This is a genomic window from Mycolicibacterium komossense (genome assembly GCF_025822605.1).
Taxonomy (GTDB): Bacteria; Actinomycetota; Actinomycetes; order Mycobacteriales; family Mycobacteriaceae; genus Mycobacterium; species Mycobacterium komossense.
This window is the reverse complement of sequence record NZ_JACKTY010000038.1, coordinates 1-14,363: the sequence shown is the minus strand read 5'-3', so window position 1 is coordinate 14,363 and position 14,363 is coordinate 1. Positions and strand designations below refer to the sequence as shown.

Annotated in this window: 11 protein-coding genes; 7 read left to right on the top strand and 4 right to left on the bottom strand. The window is 66.3% G+C overall.

The window, feature by feature from the left end:
• Positions 1-127 precede the first annotated feature (127 nt).
• A complete protein-coding gene (locus H7J73_RS23620; RefSeq protein ID WP_264070157.1) occupies positions 128-1,513 on the bottom strand; it encodes an aspartate aminotransferase family protein in 1,386 nt (461 codons plus the stop codon).
• A gap of 12 nt (positions 1,514-1,525) precedes the next feature.
• Positions 1,526-3,052, bottom strand: a complete 1,527-nt coding sequence (locus H7J73_RS23615) for a CoA-acylating methylmalonate-semialdehyde dehydrogenase (RefSeq protein ID WP_264070156.1) — start codon at positions 3,050-3,052, stop codon at positions 1,526-1,528.
• An 81-nt stretch (positions 3,053-3,133) separates the two neighbouring features.
• Between H7J73_RS23615 and H7J73_RS23610 the strand changes: the two genes are divergently transcribed.
• The 3 genes from H7J73_RS23610 to H7J73_RS23600 all read left to right on the top strand — a co-directional run bounded on the left by H7J73_RS23610 (position 3,134) and on the right by H7J73_RS23600 (position 7,629).
• Positions 3,134-4,801 carry a PucR family transcriptional regulator gene (locus H7J73_RS23610; protein ID WP_264070154.1) on the top strand — a complete coding sequence of 556 codons (1,668 nt, stop codon included), beginning with the start codon at positions 3,134-3,136 and terminating at the stop codon, positions 4,799-4,801.
• Between the two features lie 147 nt (positions 4,802-4,948).
• Positions 4,949-5,620 carry an ATP-binding cassette domain-containing protein gene (locus tag H7J73_RS23605; protein WP_264070153.1) on the top strand — a complete coding sequence of 224 codons (672 nt, stop codon included), beginning with the start codon at positions 4,949-4,951 and terminating at the stop codon, positions 5,618-5,620.
• 14 nt (positions 5,621-5,634) lie between these two features.
• A complete protein-coding gene (locus H7J73_RS23600) occupies positions 5,635-7,629 on the top strand; it encodes a YhgE/Pip domain-containing protein (protein WP_264070213.1) in 1,995 nt (664 codons plus the stop codon).
• Here H7J73_RS23600 and H7J73_RS23595 read toward each other — a convergent pair.
• Positions 7,626-8,801 (bottom strand): acyl-CoA dehydrogenase family protein, encoded by a 1,176-nt coding sequence (locus tag H7J73_RS23595; RefSeq protein ID WP_264070152.1) that lies wholly within the window; start codon positions 8,799-8,801, stop codon positions 7,626-7,628. The two genes, H7J73_RS23600 and H7J73_RS23595, sit on opposite strands and share 4 nt — an antisense overlap.
• Positions 8,802-8,875: 74 nt before the next feature.
• Here H7J73_RS23595 and H7J73_RS23590 point away from each other — a divergent pair, with 74 nt between their 5' ends.
• From H7J73_RS23590 to H7J73_RS23580, 3 genes are all read left to right on the top strand, one after another.
• Positions 8,876-10,078 carry an NAD(P)/FAD-dependent oxidoreductase gene (locus H7J73_RS23590; protein ID WP_264070151.1) on the top strand — a complete coding sequence of 401 codons (1,203 nt, stop codon included), beginning with the start codon at positions 8,876-8,878 and terminating at the stop codon, positions 10,076-10,078.
• A gap of 30 nt (positions 10,079-10,108) precedes the next feature.
• Positions 10,109-10,459 (top strand): cupin domain-containing protein, encoded by a 351-nt coding sequence (locus H7J73_RS23585; RefSeq protein ID WP_264070150.1) that lies wholly within the window; start codon positions 10,109-10,111, stop codon positions 10,457-10,459.
• A gap of 195 nt (positions 10,460-10,654) precedes the next feature.
• Positions 10,655-12,166, top strand: coding sequence for a PPE family protein (locus tag H7J73_RS23580; protein WP_264070149.1), 1,512 nt, complete (start codon positions 10,655-10,657; stop codon positions 12,164-12,166).
• 2 nt (positions 12,167-12,168) lie between these two features.
• Here H7J73_RS23580 and H7J73_RS23575 read toward each other — a convergent pair whose 3' ends face one another.
• Positions 12,169-13,809, bottom strand: a complete 1,641-nt coding sequence (locus tag H7J73_RS23575; protein ID WP_264070148.1) for a GGDEF domain-containing protein — start codon at positions 13,807-13,809, stop codon at positions 12,169-12,171.
• Between the two features lie 436 nt (positions 13,810-14,245).
• On the opposite strand from H7J73_RS23575, the gene H7J73_RS23570 reads away from it, so the two are divergent.
• Positions 14,246-14,363, top strand: a 118-nt coding sequence (locus H7J73_RS23570) for an MmpS family transport accessory protein (protein WP_264070212.1), incomplete at its 3' end; no start/stop codon positions are given.

The following is a 14,363-nucleotide window of genomic DNA, read 5'->3' as shown; positions in this document are numbered from 1 at the left end:
GAGTCCAGTTGATGCACCCGTTCGTGCGTCTGGCGTGTCGTAAGTGGACTTTCGCTCACACGAAAGTGGACTTGAGTCACGCTCGCAATACGGAAGCGTGTCTCAAGTCCACAGTCGTGCAACGTTTTTAAACTACGTGCCCGTCCGCGACGGTCAGCGCAGCGTCGAGAATGCCCAATCCCTCGGCCACTTCGGCGTCGGTGATGTTGCAGGCCGGCACCGCATGGATCCGATTGAAGTTCGCGAACGGCAGCAGGCCGCCGGACTTGCATGCGGCGATGACGGCGTTCATGGCAGGGCTGCTGCCCCCGTACGGTGCCAGCGGCTCACGGGTCTGCGGGTTGGCAACCAGCTCGATCGCCTGGAAGACACCCAGACCCCGAGTCTCGCCGACCGACGGGTGCTTGGCGGCCAGCTCGCGCAGCCCGGGACCGAGCACGTCCTCACCGATGCGCTTGGCATTGGCGACCATGCCTTCGTCCTCCATCACGTTGATGGTGGCGACCGCGGCCGCGCAGGCCAGCGGATGACCCGAATAGGTCAGACCGCCCGGGTAGGCACGGTCGGCGAAGGTCGAGTAGATCGCGTCGTTGATCGCGACACCGCCGAGCGGCACATACCCGGAAGTGACGCCCTTGGCGAAGGTGATCAGATCGGGCACGACGTCAAAGTTCTGAATGGCGAACCATTCTCCGGTCCGGCCGAAGCCGGCCATCACCTCGTCGGCGATGAACACGATGCCGTATTTGTTGCAGATCTCCCGCACGCCGGCCATGTATCCGGGCGGCGGCACCATGATGCCCGCGGTGCCGGGAACCGACTCGAGGACAATCGCCGCAAACGACGACGGGCCCTCGTGTTTGATCAGGCGCTCCAGGTACTCCAGGGCGCGTTCGGTTTCCTGCTGCTCGTTTTCCGAGTAGAAGGACGACCGGTACAGGAACGGGCCATTGAAGTGCACGACGCCGCTGCTGGCGTAGTCGTTCGGGTAGCGCCGCGGGTCACCGGTGAGGTTGATCGCGGTGTCGGTTCCGCCGTGGTACGAGCGGTAGCGGGAGAGCACTTTGTAGCGGCCGGTGTGCAGGCGGGCCATCCGGATAGCGTGCTCGATGGCATCGGCGCCGCCGTTGGTGAAGAACACCCGGTTCAGGTCGCCGGGGGTGCGCTCGGCGATCAGCCGCGCTGCCTCCGAGCGGGCCGCGTTGACATGCTGGGGCGCGATCGTACACAGCTTGGCAGCCTGGTCGGCAATGGCTGCAACAACTTTCGGGTGCTGATGGCCGATGTTGGTGAACACCAGTTGTCCGGAGAAATCGAGCAGTTTGTTACCGTCACCGTCCCAGACGTACTGCCCGTCGGCGGCGATGATCGTCATCGGTTTGATCTGCGCCTGCGCCGACCACGAGTGGAAGACGTGCTTGCGGTCGAGTTCGTAGGCGTGGGCGCCCTCGGCGATGGCGCTGTCGAGATCCTGGCCGCTCGGCAGGAGATGGGATGTCGTGCTACTTGTCATCAGTCAATACTCTCAGTTGTTCTGGGGGAAGCCGAGATTGATACCGCCGTGGCTGGGGTCGAGCCAGCGGGTGGTGACAACCTTGCCGCGGGTGAAGAAGTGCACACCTTCCGTTCCGTGCGCGTGGGTATCGCCGAACAGCGAGCTCTTCCAGCCGCCGAAGCTGTAGTACGCGGTCGGCACCGGGATGGGCACGTTGATGCCGACCATACCGACCTCGACCTCGTTCTGGAACCTACGGGCGGCGCCGCCGTCGTTGGTGAAGATCGCGGTGCCGTTGCCGTACGGGTTGGAGTTGATCAGGTTCAGGGCCTCGTCGTAGGAATCCACCCGGACGACCGACAGCACCGGACCGAAGATCTCGTCGGTGTACACGCTCATGTCGGTGGTGACGTTGTCGATCAGCGTCGGGCCGAGCCAGAAGCCGTCTGCCTCGCCGTCGACCGTGGCTCCGCGGCCGTCGACCACGATGGTCGCGCCGTCGGCTTCGCCTGCGTCGATGTAGGAGGCGACCTTGTCCCGGTGGGCCTTGGTCACCAGCGGGCCCATGTCGGCGTCGCGGGTGCCGTCGCCGGTCTTCAATGACGTTGCGCGCGAGGCGATCTTGGCGACCAGCTCGTCGGCGATCGGCCCGACTGCGACCAGGGCCGAGATGGCCATGCACCGTTCGCCGGCCGAGCCGAAGCCGGCGTTGACCATGGCATCGGCGGCCAGGTCCAGATCGGCGTCGGGGAGGACGATCGCGTGGTTCTTGGCGCCGCCGAGGGCCTGGACGCGCTTGCCGTGCCGGGTGCCGGTCTCGTAGACGTACTGCGCGATGGGCGTGGAGCCGACGAAGCTGATGGCCCTGATCTTCGGGTTCGTCAGCAGTTCGTCGACAGAGACTTTGTCGCCCTGAAGCACGTTGAACACACCCGCGGGCAGCCCGGCCTCGGCCCACAGTTCGGCGATCCACAGCGCGGCCGACGGGTCCTTCTCCGACGGTTTGAGCACGACGGTGTTGCCGGCGGCGATGGCGATCGGGAAGAACCACATCGGCACCATGGCCGGGAAGTTGAACGGGGAGATGATGCCCACCGGACCGAGCGGCTGCCGGATGGATGCGACGTCGACGTTGGTCGAGGCGTTCTCGGTCATCCCGCCTTTGAGCAGGTGAGCGATACCGCAGGCGAATTCGACGACTTCCTGGCCCCGGCTGACCTCGCCGAGTGCGTCGGAGACGACCTTGCCGTGCTCACTGGTGATGATCTCGGCCAGTTCACTCTTGCGGGCGTTCAGCAGCTCGCGGAACGCGAACAGCACTGCGGTGCGCTTGGCCAGCGAGGTGTCCCGCCATGCCGGGAAGGCTGCCGCGGCCGCGTCGATCACCGTGCGGGCGTCCTCGACGTCGGCCAGGGCCACGTCGCCGGTGATCTGTCCGGTGGCGGGGTTGGTCACAGGTGCGGTGCGGTCTCCGGTTCCGGCGAACTTCTTGCCGTCGGCCCAGTGGCCGATGCTGCGAACACGGGTGCTGGCTGAAGTGCCGAGAGTCGATGTCATGGCTCTGATCCTCGACGGTCCGACCGTCCACCAGGGCCGACGAAACGTAATCAAAATCGATCAAACACTTACACTGCGTAAATGCAGCCGACAGTCCGGGAGATCCTCGAGTTGCCGGTGGTGACTGCCGGCGCACCCGAAGTGGTGCTCGGCGGTGCGCCGAACAGAGATGCGCTGGACCAGCCGGTCCGCTGGGTTCACGTCAGCGACCTGGCTGACCTGTCGAATCTGCTCGAAGGCGGTGAACTGGTCCTCACCACCGGCCAAGCGCTGTCCGACCCTGCACACCGGGCCGAGTACCTGCCGCGGCTGGCGGCCGCGGGTGCGGTCGCTGTCGTCGTGGAACTCGGGCTGCACGTCGATGCGGTACCGGCCGACGTCCTCGACGCCGGCAGAGGTCTCGGTCTCGCGGTGATCGTCCTGCACCGACCGGTGCGCTTCGTCGAGGTGACCGAGCAGGTGCACCGCAGGATCGTCGCGGAGCAGTATGCCGAGGTCGACTACACCCGGCGCGTGCACGAAGTGTTCACCAGCTTGAGCATGAGCCGAGCCTCGCTCGACGAGATCGTGGCGTCCGCCGCCGATATCCTCGCCACCCCGATCGTGTTGGAGGATCTCAACCGTCAGGTGCTGGCGTTCGCCGGTCACGGCGTGCCGACCGCGGAGCTGCTGGCGGATTGGGATCGGCGGTCGCGGCTGACTCCGGAGTTGGGTGCCGGGTCATGGGCGGCCACCCCGGTTGGTCCCTACCGCCAGGAATGGGGCCGGCTGGTGGCGCCGAATGTGCCGGGGCCCGGCGAACGGTCGGTATCCACCACCTTGGAACGCGCCGCGCAGGCATTGGTCTTGCACCGCATGATCGAGCAGGACCGCACGTCGCTGGAACTGCGCGCACAGGGCGGCCTCGTCGAGGATCTGCGCAGGGGCCGAATCCACGACGAGGCCGACGCGACCAGCCGGGCGTACGCACTCGGACTGCGTCCGGCCCTGACCTATGTGCCGGCAAGTCTGCGTTGGGCCGAGGGCAGTGGGGTCGATCAGGTGATCGTTCAACAGCGCCGGGCTAGAACGCTCGATGCCGTGGTCCACGCGATCCGTTCGACCGGTCACACCGTACTGGCCGCCGGGTCCGAGAGCGGTCAGATCGATCTCCTGCTGGCACCGCAACGGACGACCGCGGGCGCCGGTCTGTCCACCGCGATACTCGGGGAGGTCTGCGGGTCGATCCGGCGGGCCGTCGTCCGCATCGAGGGCATCGCGTCCTGCGTCATCGGAATCGGGCCGGAGTCGAGCCGGCTGCTCGACGCCGCCGGCGGGCTGGCGGAGGCCGCGCACGTCGCCGAGGTCGCGATGGCGATGCCGACCCATGTCGGCGACGGGACGGGCGACAAGTCGTTCTATCGCGCTGCCGATGTGCGCCTGCGGGGGATGGTTGGACTGATCAGGTCCGACCCGCGGGTACAGGCGTTCGCCGAAACCGAGCTGCGGGGACTACTGGAATACCGGGCCAAGCACGGCGGACCCGGGGTGCAGGCCTACGAACTGCTGCGCAGCTTCCTTGACGTCGGCGGCAACAAAACCGAGCTCGCCAAGCGCACGCACCTGTCCCGCCCGACGCTGTACGCGCGCCTCGCCGCATTGCAACGGCTGCTCGGTGTCGACCTCGACGACGCGGAATCGCGGACGTCACTGCATGTGGCGATGCTCATTCTGGAGAGTCGGCAGCGGGCCGGCGATATCTACCGGTAGCGCACTGCGCGGCTATGCCCGAGGGCTACGCATACGCTCAGCAACGGGCGAATGGCGGTGCTGTCCCCGAGACTGTGCTGGGATTGGCAGATGTCCGAGGGGCCAGAAGATCAACCACCACCAGCGATCACCGCACGGGGAATCAGGATGCACGGGCCATGGGGGCCGGTCTACGGCCCGATCGATCTGGACATCACCGGCGGTGGAGTCACCGCTTTGGTGTGTCCCGCCGGTTCCGGCCGAACTGCGCTACTGCTGACGCTCGCCGGGCGGATGCGGCCCGCCTCAGGTGAATTGACGGTCTTCGGGCATACCCGGGCCAAAGACATCTTCGCGGCGTCAGCGCTGGCCGGCATCGACGAACTCGACACAGTGGCGGAATCGGTGACGGTGCGCGACTTGATCACCGAGCAGCTGCGCTGGGACGCACAGTGGTATCGACTGATCCGGCGCGCCGACGAGGAAGATCTCGCACGGGTCTGTGGCCCCGTTTTCGGTGAGCTGCCGCTGCCCCCGTTGACTGAGTATTTCGAGGAGCTCAGCGAACTGGATCGGCTGCTGCTGCGGATCGCGCTGGCCAACACGTTGCGCCCACCACTGTTGGTGGTCGGGCACCTGGACTTCGTGACCAGCGACCGCAACCGCGACCTGCTCATCGGACGGCTCCTCGAGCTCGGCCGTCAACAGACCGTGATCACCGCGACCGTGAACACGATCACCGGCCACGACGTCCGGCACCTACCCGTCGAGAACACCTCTCGCGCCGAGATGGCCGAGGCCGCTGAAAACTCCACTGAAGCCACGAAAGACAGGGCGTAGCCGTGCTGGCCGGAATGTCGTTGGGTACCGATCTCAAGAAGTACTCCCGCGGTGTGCTGCCGCGTATCGCGCTGGTGACCATCATCTTGATGCCGCTGCTCTACGGCGCGATGTATCTCTGGGCGTTCTGGAATCCCTTCGCCGAAGTCAACAAGGTGCCCGTCGCGCTGGTCAACGAGGACACCGGAGCCGTCGCCGACGGCAAGCCACTGCGGGCCGGCGATCAGGTGGCCGCCGCCTTGCTGACGTCGGGCCAGCTGGATCTGCACCAGGTCTCGGCCGCGGAGGCGGCGGACGGCGTGGCGAGCGGCAAGTACTACTTCTCCATCACCCTTCCCGCGGAGTTCAGCGCCGACATCGCGTCCCCCGCCGGGGGGCAACCCAAGCAGGCGCCGCTGCGGTTCACCTTCAACGACGCCAACAACTATCTCGGCTCGATCATCGGGCAGAACGCGGCGCGGGAGGTGATCAGCCAGGTCAACGCGCGCGTCGGGGAGCAGACGATCGGAACCGTACTGACCGGGTTGACCGACGCCGGTTCCGGTTTGGTCAAGGCGGCCGACGGGGCCGACCAGCTCGCCACCGGTCTGACCACTGCCAACAACGGTGCCCACCAGCTCGCCACCGGGGCGAACACGTTGGCCACCAGCATGGCTGTGGCGCGCGACGGCTCCGCGAAGCTGACGGCGGGGACGCGGGAGTTGTCGGCCTCGGTCAACAAGGCGACCGATCCGCTGCTGCACGTATTGGACCGCGTCGGCGATCTGCATCTGGACCCTGACGAGGTCGGTAAGGCGGCTGAACGGCTCAGCGGCGCGGTGCGATCGACGACGGACCGCGTCGCGGCGCTGAACATCAACCAGGCTCAGGCGGCAGCCATCGTCGACCAGGCCGTGAACTTGTTGCGCGCCAACCCCGACCCGAGTGTGCGGGACCTGGGGGATTTCCTCGGTGGCGCGCAGAACCTGCTGAACGCGCAGGGAATCAACCCCACCACCGACGAGGGGTTGACGCGGCTGCGCGACAGCGCCGCGTCGCTCCAGGCCGAACTGGGTGATCCCAACAGTCAGCTGCGGACCTTCATGACATCCGCGCTCAACGGCGGGTTGCGCGCCGACGTCGTCAAACTGCGCGACGGCGTCAACCAACTCGACTCGGGTGCGCAACGACTGTCCTCGGGGCTGGTGCAGTTGACCGACGGAAGTCGGCAATTGGCGGGTGGGGCAACCACACTCGCCGATGGCACCCAACAGCTGCAGGGCGGCGCGCAGGAGCTGGCAGGCAAACTCCGGCAGGGTTCCACCCAGGTGCCGTCGTGGACGCCCGAGCAGCGCACCCAGGTCGCCCGCACGGTCGCCGCGCCCGTCGCGCTGGAGATGGTGTCCCACAACCAGGCCGCGACATTCGGCACCGGTTTCGCGCCGTTCTTCCTTCCCTTGGCCCTGTTCATCGGCGCGCTCATCATCTGGATGCTGTTGACGCCGTTGCAGTCCCGGCCCATCATCAACGGCCTTGGCGCCTTGAGGGTGGTGCTGGCGTCGTACTGGCCGGCACTCCTGGTCGCCGTCTGCCAGGTGGTGGTGATGTATGCGGTCGTGCACTTCGGGGTCGGGCTGCACGCCAAGTATCCGGTGGCGACGGTGGCGTTCCTGCTGTTGGTCGCGGGCTGCTTCCTGGCGCTGATCCAGGCGTTCAACGCGGTGTTCGGGGTGGCCGTTGGCCGGGTGGCGACGCTGGCATTCCTGATGTTCCAGCTGGTGTCCGCCGGCGGTATCTATCCGGTGGAGACGACCGCGAAACCGTTCCAGATCATTCATCCGTTTGATCCGATGACGTACGCGGTCAACGGTTTACGTCAGCTCACGGTCGGTGGGATCGATTCGCGGCTGTGGATCTCGATCGCGGTTCTGACTGGTGTGCTCGCCGCATCGCTGGCCGCGAGCTCCTGGGCCGCAAGACGAAATCGGCAGTACACCATGGAACGCCTGCACCCGCCGATCGAGGTCTAGCGGGCGCCCAGCAGTGCCTGCGGCCCGCGGTTCATCAGTTGGCGGGCCACGATGATCCGCTGGATCTCGCTGGCGCCTTCCCAAATGCGCTCCACCCGCAGTTCCCGGAACATCCGCTCGGCGACGTTCTCCCGCATGTAGCCGCGCCCGCCGAACACCTGCACCGCGCGGTCAGCGACCCGGCCGGCCATCTCCGAACAGTACAGTTTCGCCATTGAGGCCTGACCGTGCAGCGCCTTGCGGTCGAGGCCGGCGTCGATTGATCGGGCGACCTCGTAGAGCATGGACCGGGCGGCGAACAGTTCGGTGGCGCTGTCGGCCAACATGCCTGCCACCAACTGGTACTCGCCCAGTGGCTTGCCGTCGATGATCCGGTCGCGGGCGAATGTCGTCATCTCGTCCAGAAGTCGCTGTGCCGCGCCGACACAGCGGGCGGCCACCATCACCCTTTCGAAGCGGAACCAGTCCTGGGAGAACGTCATCCCCTCACCCTCGGCGCCCACCAGATGTGACGCAGGCACTCGGACATCGGTGAAGGAGACGATGGGGTGCTCGTCGGCAATGTTGTGCGAATACTTGGGTGTCCGTACCACTTCCACACCCGGCCACGGCAGGTCGACGACCAGCAACACATGATCGCCGGCGTGGGGGCCGTTGTCGAGCACGGCTTGCACGAAGCAGTACTCGGCAAGATTGAACGAGGTGACGTGCCATTTGATGCCGTTGACGACGTACTCGTCACCGTCTCGGGTGGCGCTGGCTTCGAGGCCGGAGACGTCGGAGCCGGCGAACTCCTCGGTGATCGCGTACGCCTCGTGCTTCTCGCCGCGTACCGCGGGCAGCAGCCAGCGATCACGCTGGTATTCGGTGGCGACCTCGACCCACCACTGCGGGGGAGTGTGGGCCACCCAGGCCAGCCCGTTGGTGACGGTGCCGACCTGCTCCTGCACCAGAACTTGTTGCAGGGCAGTACATCCCCGACCACCGACAGAGGTGGGCATATTGGTGGCGAAGAGCCCCAGCTCGATTGCGCGGGCCTGGTGTTCGGCTGTCAGTTCGGTCGGCAACGCCCCATCGGCGAGTTCGGCTTCGACCTCGTAGGGCATCAGCGACTGCGCGAACTCGCGCGCCGTGTCGCGGATCCGCAGATCCTCGTCCGACAGACCGTACATCCGGCTGCACCCGCTCTCTCGAAGTCGTCCCGACCACTTGACTGAGCGTTCAGTCTATGTCAGCGTTTCGTACTATGACCAGCTCCCAAATCGCTGATGTCGTCGTGGTGGGTGGTGGAACGGTCGGTGGGTGGACGGCCGTGTTACTCGCCGAAGGAGGGCTCAAGCGGGTTGTACTGCTGGATGCGCAGACCCTCGGTGAAGGGGCCAGTAGCCGCGCCGCGGGCATGGTCCGCGCTCAGGGCGGCACCGAAACCGCGATCCGGCTGGGGATGCGCGCACAGGAGTTCTACCGTGCCAGCGGCGACCGGTTCCCGCTGGACTGCGGATTCCGGGCCCAGGGATATCTGATGCCCTGCTTCAGCCAGGCCGAGGTGGATCAGGCGCACGTCCGGATCGCGTTGCAGAAGAAGATCGGGCTCGATGTCGAATGGTTGTCCGCCGCCGACGTCGACGACCGCGATACCGGGATGGCGCCCGGAGTGACCATGGGAGCTTCCAGCGCCGATGGTGACGGGTACATCGACGCACCGCGCAATGTGCTCGCCTACACAGCGGCGCTTACCGCAGTGGGTGTCGATGTTCGCGAACGCTGCGCATTCACCGGTCTGCGGACCGCAGGCGGGCGGGTGGTCGGTGTCGATACGTCTGCGGGCCCGATCGACACCGACCATGTCGTGCTCACGGGCGGACCGCAACTCGGTGACGTCGGTGCACTGGCCGGTGGTCGGATTCATGCCGGTGGTACCCGCCACCAGGTGGTGGTGACGGCGCCGGTGCCGTCGGTCGACGTCAACGCCCTGCCGATGGTCTTTGACGTGGTCTCGGGAATCTATTGGCGGCCAGGAGAATTCGGCGGCCTGCTGTGGGGGATGAGCAATCCCGACGAAGCACCAGGTGCCGCAGGGGAATTCGACTGGATCTACTACCAGAAGGCGCTGAGCCGCATGGAAGTGCTCTATCCGGCGGTCAAGGGCCTCGGTCTGCGCCGGACCTGGGCCGCGACCATCGACTACACCCCCGACCACCTGCCCATCCTCGGCCCGCTGCTGACCGACGACGGGCCGGTCGCGGGCTCCGTGGTCGCCAGCGCGGCCGGGCACGGGATGATGTGGGGCCCGGCGGTCGCCCAGGTGGCTGCCGACCTGACCACCACCGGTGGCTGTGACTGGCTCGACCTGACCGACCTCGGCCTTGACCGGTTCGACGCGCAGGGCCGCAGCCGGGTGGCACCAGAACCGATCTCGCTTCCGTTCCCGGAAAGCGTTGGACAGTAAAGTGTTTCCTAACAGAAAGCCGGTTCTTCAATGACTTCCCAAGCAGTGATCACCCCGATTCTCGCCGGCGCCGTCGATGCCGAGCTCGAAGACTGGGGCCCGTTGGAGGAGGCCACCGGCGCACCGATGGCCACCCACGGATTCGAGGTGTGGGTCGACGGCACGTCGTCGGCAGGCATCTGGCAGTGTGCGCCCGGTCCGTCGCACTGGACGCTGGAGACCAACGAGGTCATCTATCTCGTGGCGGGCCGAATGACGGTGACGCCCGACGGGGGAGAGCCTGCCGAGATCGGTGTCGGCGATGTCGCGGTGTTCCCGCTCGGATGGACCGGAAGCTGGGATATCCACGAAACGGTCCGCAAGGTCTACTCGATCTTCTGACTCGACGGTCGCGCCCGACGGCGACTCGACAGTTAGGTTATCCAATGCTAACTTCATGGCAACTAACGCCGGGGAAAGACGCAAAGGAGACGCGGGACAGCTGCGCGCAGCCTCCGCGAGACACGATATGGCCATCGCTACCGCCGCCGCCGTGGCCCGCTTCGTCGGCGCCCTCCCACTGGGTCGGGTGACTCGATGACCGCGCCGGTCTGGTTCGCTGTACCGCCCGAAGTGCATTCGGCCCTGCTCAGTAGCGGTTCTGGCCCGGGCTCACTCGTGGCGGCCGCTGCTGCGTGGAGTTCATTGAGCGCCGAATATGCCAGTGCGGTAACCGAACTCACCGCACTCCTGGGATCCGCGCAGGCAGCCTGGCAGGGCCCAAGCGCCGAGCAGTATGTCGCGGCGCACGCTCCGTACCTGGCGTGGTTGATGCAGGCAAGTGTCGACAGCGCAGGTGTGGCGGCGGCCCAGGAGACTGCCGCGGCGTCCTATGCCGGCGCCCTGGCCGCGATGCCGACACTGGCTGAACTGGCGGCCAACCACGCCACACACGGTGTGTTGCTCGGCACGAATTTCTTTGGGATCAACACCATCCCGATCGCGCTCAACGAGGCCGACTACGTCCGGATGTGGATTCAGGCGGCCACGGTGATGACCACCTATCAGGCCATCGCCGGTGGGGCATTGGCGGCAGCGCCGCGGCTCACCCCGGCCCCCGTCGTGCTCATCCCCGGCGTCGGCGAGGCGGGCACGGCAAGGGCCACAGCCACTGCCGCCGCTGTCCCCGCCGAGGGCCCCTTCACTGACCCGATCGAGGAATGGCTGTCCTGGTCCGCGCACTTCACGAGCATGTACCGAGTGCTCAGAAGTTTGATCCAGAACCCGATCGGTACGCTATTCCAGATCGTCGTCGATTTCGCGACGAACCCGGCGGCGGCGGCCGTCACCTGGCTACCGTTGTTCTACGTTTTTGCCTACGCGGCGACGTTCGCCCTGATCGGCACCCCGATCTACGCGGCGATCCTGGCTCCGACGGCGGGGCTGGCGGCGATCCCGATCGTCCTTGGCATCGTCGGGCTGACCCAGATGGCCGAGGCCCAGGCTGCCGGTCTGGACCCGGAAATCGTTCCCGCCGAAGAGGCGAGAACCTGGCCGATCGCGAGCATCGCGCCCACCGCAGTCAGTCCCGGCGTGGCGGCGCCCGCGCCGGCTCCTGCACCAGCGCCGGCGCCCGCCGCGCCAAGTCCGGCTCCGATGCCCACGACCGGCGCTGAAAGCTTCGGCTACGCGGTTCGCGGCGACTATCCACCCGGCTTCGGCCCGACGCTGCGCACCGGGTCGGTCGCCGTCGCACCCGATTCGGCCGCCGCGGCGGCGACGGCGGCAGCGGTGGCCGCCAGTCGCGCGCAGGCCAAGGCTCGCCGCCGGCGCGTCGCCAACGCGAAAGACCGCGGATACCGCGACGAGTTCATGACGATGGACAACGACGCCCCCGGCCCGCCCCGCGATGACGAACCGGTGAGGATCAGCGCATCGCCAAGTGGTGCTGGCAGCTCCGGATTCGCCGGGGTGACAACCACATCCGCGGCACCTGCCGCCGGACTGACCACCCTGGCCGCCGATTCATTCGGCAACGGCCCGACCGTGCCGATGATGCCCGGCACCTGGGGAGCGCACGACACCGACTCCAGGGCCGGCGAGAAGTAGGCCTACCGCTGTCTCACTGCGGTGCAGTAATGGGTGAGCACGCGCACGTGGGGGGAGATGGCCGTGAGGTCACGGTGTCCGACGTCAGAAAAGATCTCGAGCAGATAGCGTTCGTCGCCGTCGTCGAGACCGACGGCCAGGACCGCCCGATAGCCGTGCTCGACGAGCAGGGCAACCTCGGCCGGATCAGATCCCTTCAGGTCGATCGCGGCGAGAAAAGCACAACCCTCACCCAGCGCCTTGGCGGTCGCCGGGTAGTCACTCAGGAGATAGGAGGTCGAGGGGTCGATGGTCTTGGCGACCCGCAACCCCGACTCCGGGTCACGCTTGCTGTCGACGCCCCGCACGGTTTGTATTGCCGTGCCGCCGTCGGTGAGCACGGAAATCGTCCAAGCGGCCGCGTTGATCGCTCGATGAGTCTCCGCTGCAACGATTTCCAACGCCGCGATAGTGGTCAGATGGTGCCGTTGGTCGAGGAGGCTGACGATACGGGGCACGAGCCGGTCGGCATTGCGGAGGGTGTCGTCCGAGGCGGATCGCCGTCGGTCGTCACTGGTCGCCGTGTACAGTTCGGCGCTGGTCGATCGAAACCAGCCGCGCCCGAGCCGTTTGGCCTCCAACAGGGCCGAGTCTGCGGCCGCGACCAGATCCTGTCCGCAGCGCACGTCGCCGCGCATATCGGCTGCGCCCCAGCTCAATGTGATCGGTGCCAGCCCCGGCGTGATGAGTCGTCGACTGACCTGCTGGGCAAAGTGCTCGGCGTCGGCGAGTATCGATTCGCGTAGTACGACGCAGAACTCGTCGCCACCAAGGCGTACGACGATCGAGCCGGGACTGGCGGCGGCAGTCTCATCCAGAGTGCGGGCCACGCGAGTCAGTAAGGCGTCGCCGGCAGGGTGGCCGTCCGTGTCGTTGATCTGTTTGAAACTGTCCAGATCGCACAGCAGCAGAACGGGGTGCGCTGTATCCCAATCGATTCCGGCGAAAAACTGGTCGAGGGCGCGGCGATTGGCCAGCCCGGTCAGGGGATCTTGGTAGGCATAGCGCCAGACGGTGCTGAACAGTTCGGAACGGCTGATCGCCACGGCCGCGTGCGCGGCGACTGCTTGGAGTAACTGCACATCGTCCGAACCGAACCGCCGCCCGCCGCCACCGCTGGCCCAAATTTCGCCCCAAATCGCCCCGTCCGACATGACGGGGACAGCGACCTCGCTTTCCCGGCCGAGTTGGCGCAGGGCCGCTGCGCAGGCGGGGTCCACGTCCGGGTCGTCGATCGCGTTGGTGTAGGGCCGGCCATGGTGAAGTAGCCCCTGGATATGGATGTCGTCGGAGACCAGGTACACCTCGCTGTCAGGCCACCGCGCATCCCCGGGCAGGAGATCGCCCGCATTGATCAGTGTTCGCAGCACTTGGTGCTCGAGGTCCCACCGGCTGATCGAAACCGATGCGGCGCCGAGGAGGGCCCGCGATTGTTCGGCGATGACTTCCAGGACTTCGTCGAAGTAATCGGCAGCCAAGACTGCCCGGGAGATGTGCAGGAGTGCCTGCAGAACCGGCAGATCGCCCTCGGCTGCCGCATGTGTCGATGGTGCGTCGGCGCCAGCTTTGACGTGCTGTGATCGACTCACCGTCCAGTCAGACACAGCCCCCACCCGAGTTTTTGCGAGACGAAACAGCACCCGGTGTCGAATGTACCGAAAGTCGGCGTCGACACGCCGAAGAGCCAGCGGGTGCGGGCACTCGGCCGTCGCGAGGCCGGAGCGATTGATCGCGATCCCCCTCACTCGCAACCCGCTCGTGCGGTCATTTATCCGATGTCCAGAGGCAGATCGGAAGGTGGCGGGACAATTCGGCGCACTCTTTTGCGCGGGTGCGCGCATAGTGGTCGATGTTCTTGCCATAGACAAACTAATTAGATAACTTAACTCAGCTCAACACGCTGAATGCGGGGAAGTGGCGTCGAAGAGTGCACCTAAAGGTGCACTCTTCTGAGTCCTCGGTCGTTCCCGCCCAGGCTTGTCGTGGCTCCACCTCGGGCCACTGGCATCGAAAGGTGAATGAACGAATGGCGTCTCGGCGATGAAACTCCTCAAGAGGGCCTGGATTCCGGTGCTGATTGTCGTGGTGGTGCTGATCGGGGCTTTCACCGTGATGCGGATCAAGACGTTTTTCGGGGCGCCGGATCCGGCGAGTCAGT

What these genes read in the sequence shown, in the direction of transcription:
- H7J73_RS23595 (WP_264070152.1), bottom strand. Translation starts at nt 8,801, where the DNA reads ATGTACGGTCTGTCGGACGAGGATCTGCGGATCCGCGACACGGCGCGC.
- H7J73_RS23585 (WP_264070150.1), top strand. Translation starts at nt 10,109, where the DNA reads ATGACTTCCCAAGCAGTGATCACCCCGATTCTCGCCGGCGCCGTCGAT.
- H7J73_RS23615 (WP_264070156.1), bottom strand. Translation starts at nt 3,052, where the DNA reads ATGACATCGACTCTCGGCACTTCAGCCAGCACCCGTGTTCGCAGCATC.
- H7J73_RS23605 (WP_264070153.1), top strand. Translation starts at nt 4,949, where the DNA reads ATGCACGGGCCATGGGGGCCGGTCTACGGCCCGATCGATCTGGACATC.
- H7J73_RS23590 (WP_264070151.1), top strand. Translation starts at nt 8,876, where the DNA reads ATGACCAGCTCCCAAATCGCTGATGTCGTCGTGGTGGGTGGTGGAACG.
- H7J73_RS23580 (WP_264070149.1), top strand. Translation starts at nt 10,655, where the DNA reads ATGACCGCGCCGGTCTGGTTCGCTGTACCGCCCGAAGTGCATTCGGCC.
- H7J73_RS23600 (WP_264070213.1), top strand. Translation starts at nt 5,635, where the DNA reads ATGTCGTTGGGTACCGATCTCAAGAAGTACTCCCGCGGTGTGCTGCCG.
- H7J73_RS23620 (WP_264070157.1), bottom strand. Translation starts at nt 1,513, where the DNA reads ATGACAAGTAGCACGACATCCCATCTCCTGCCGAGCGGCCAGGATCTC.
- H7J73_RS23610 (WP_264070154.1), top strand. Translation starts at nt 3,134, where the DNA reads ATGCAGCCGACAGTCCGGGAGATCCTCGAGTTGCCGGTGGTGACTGCC.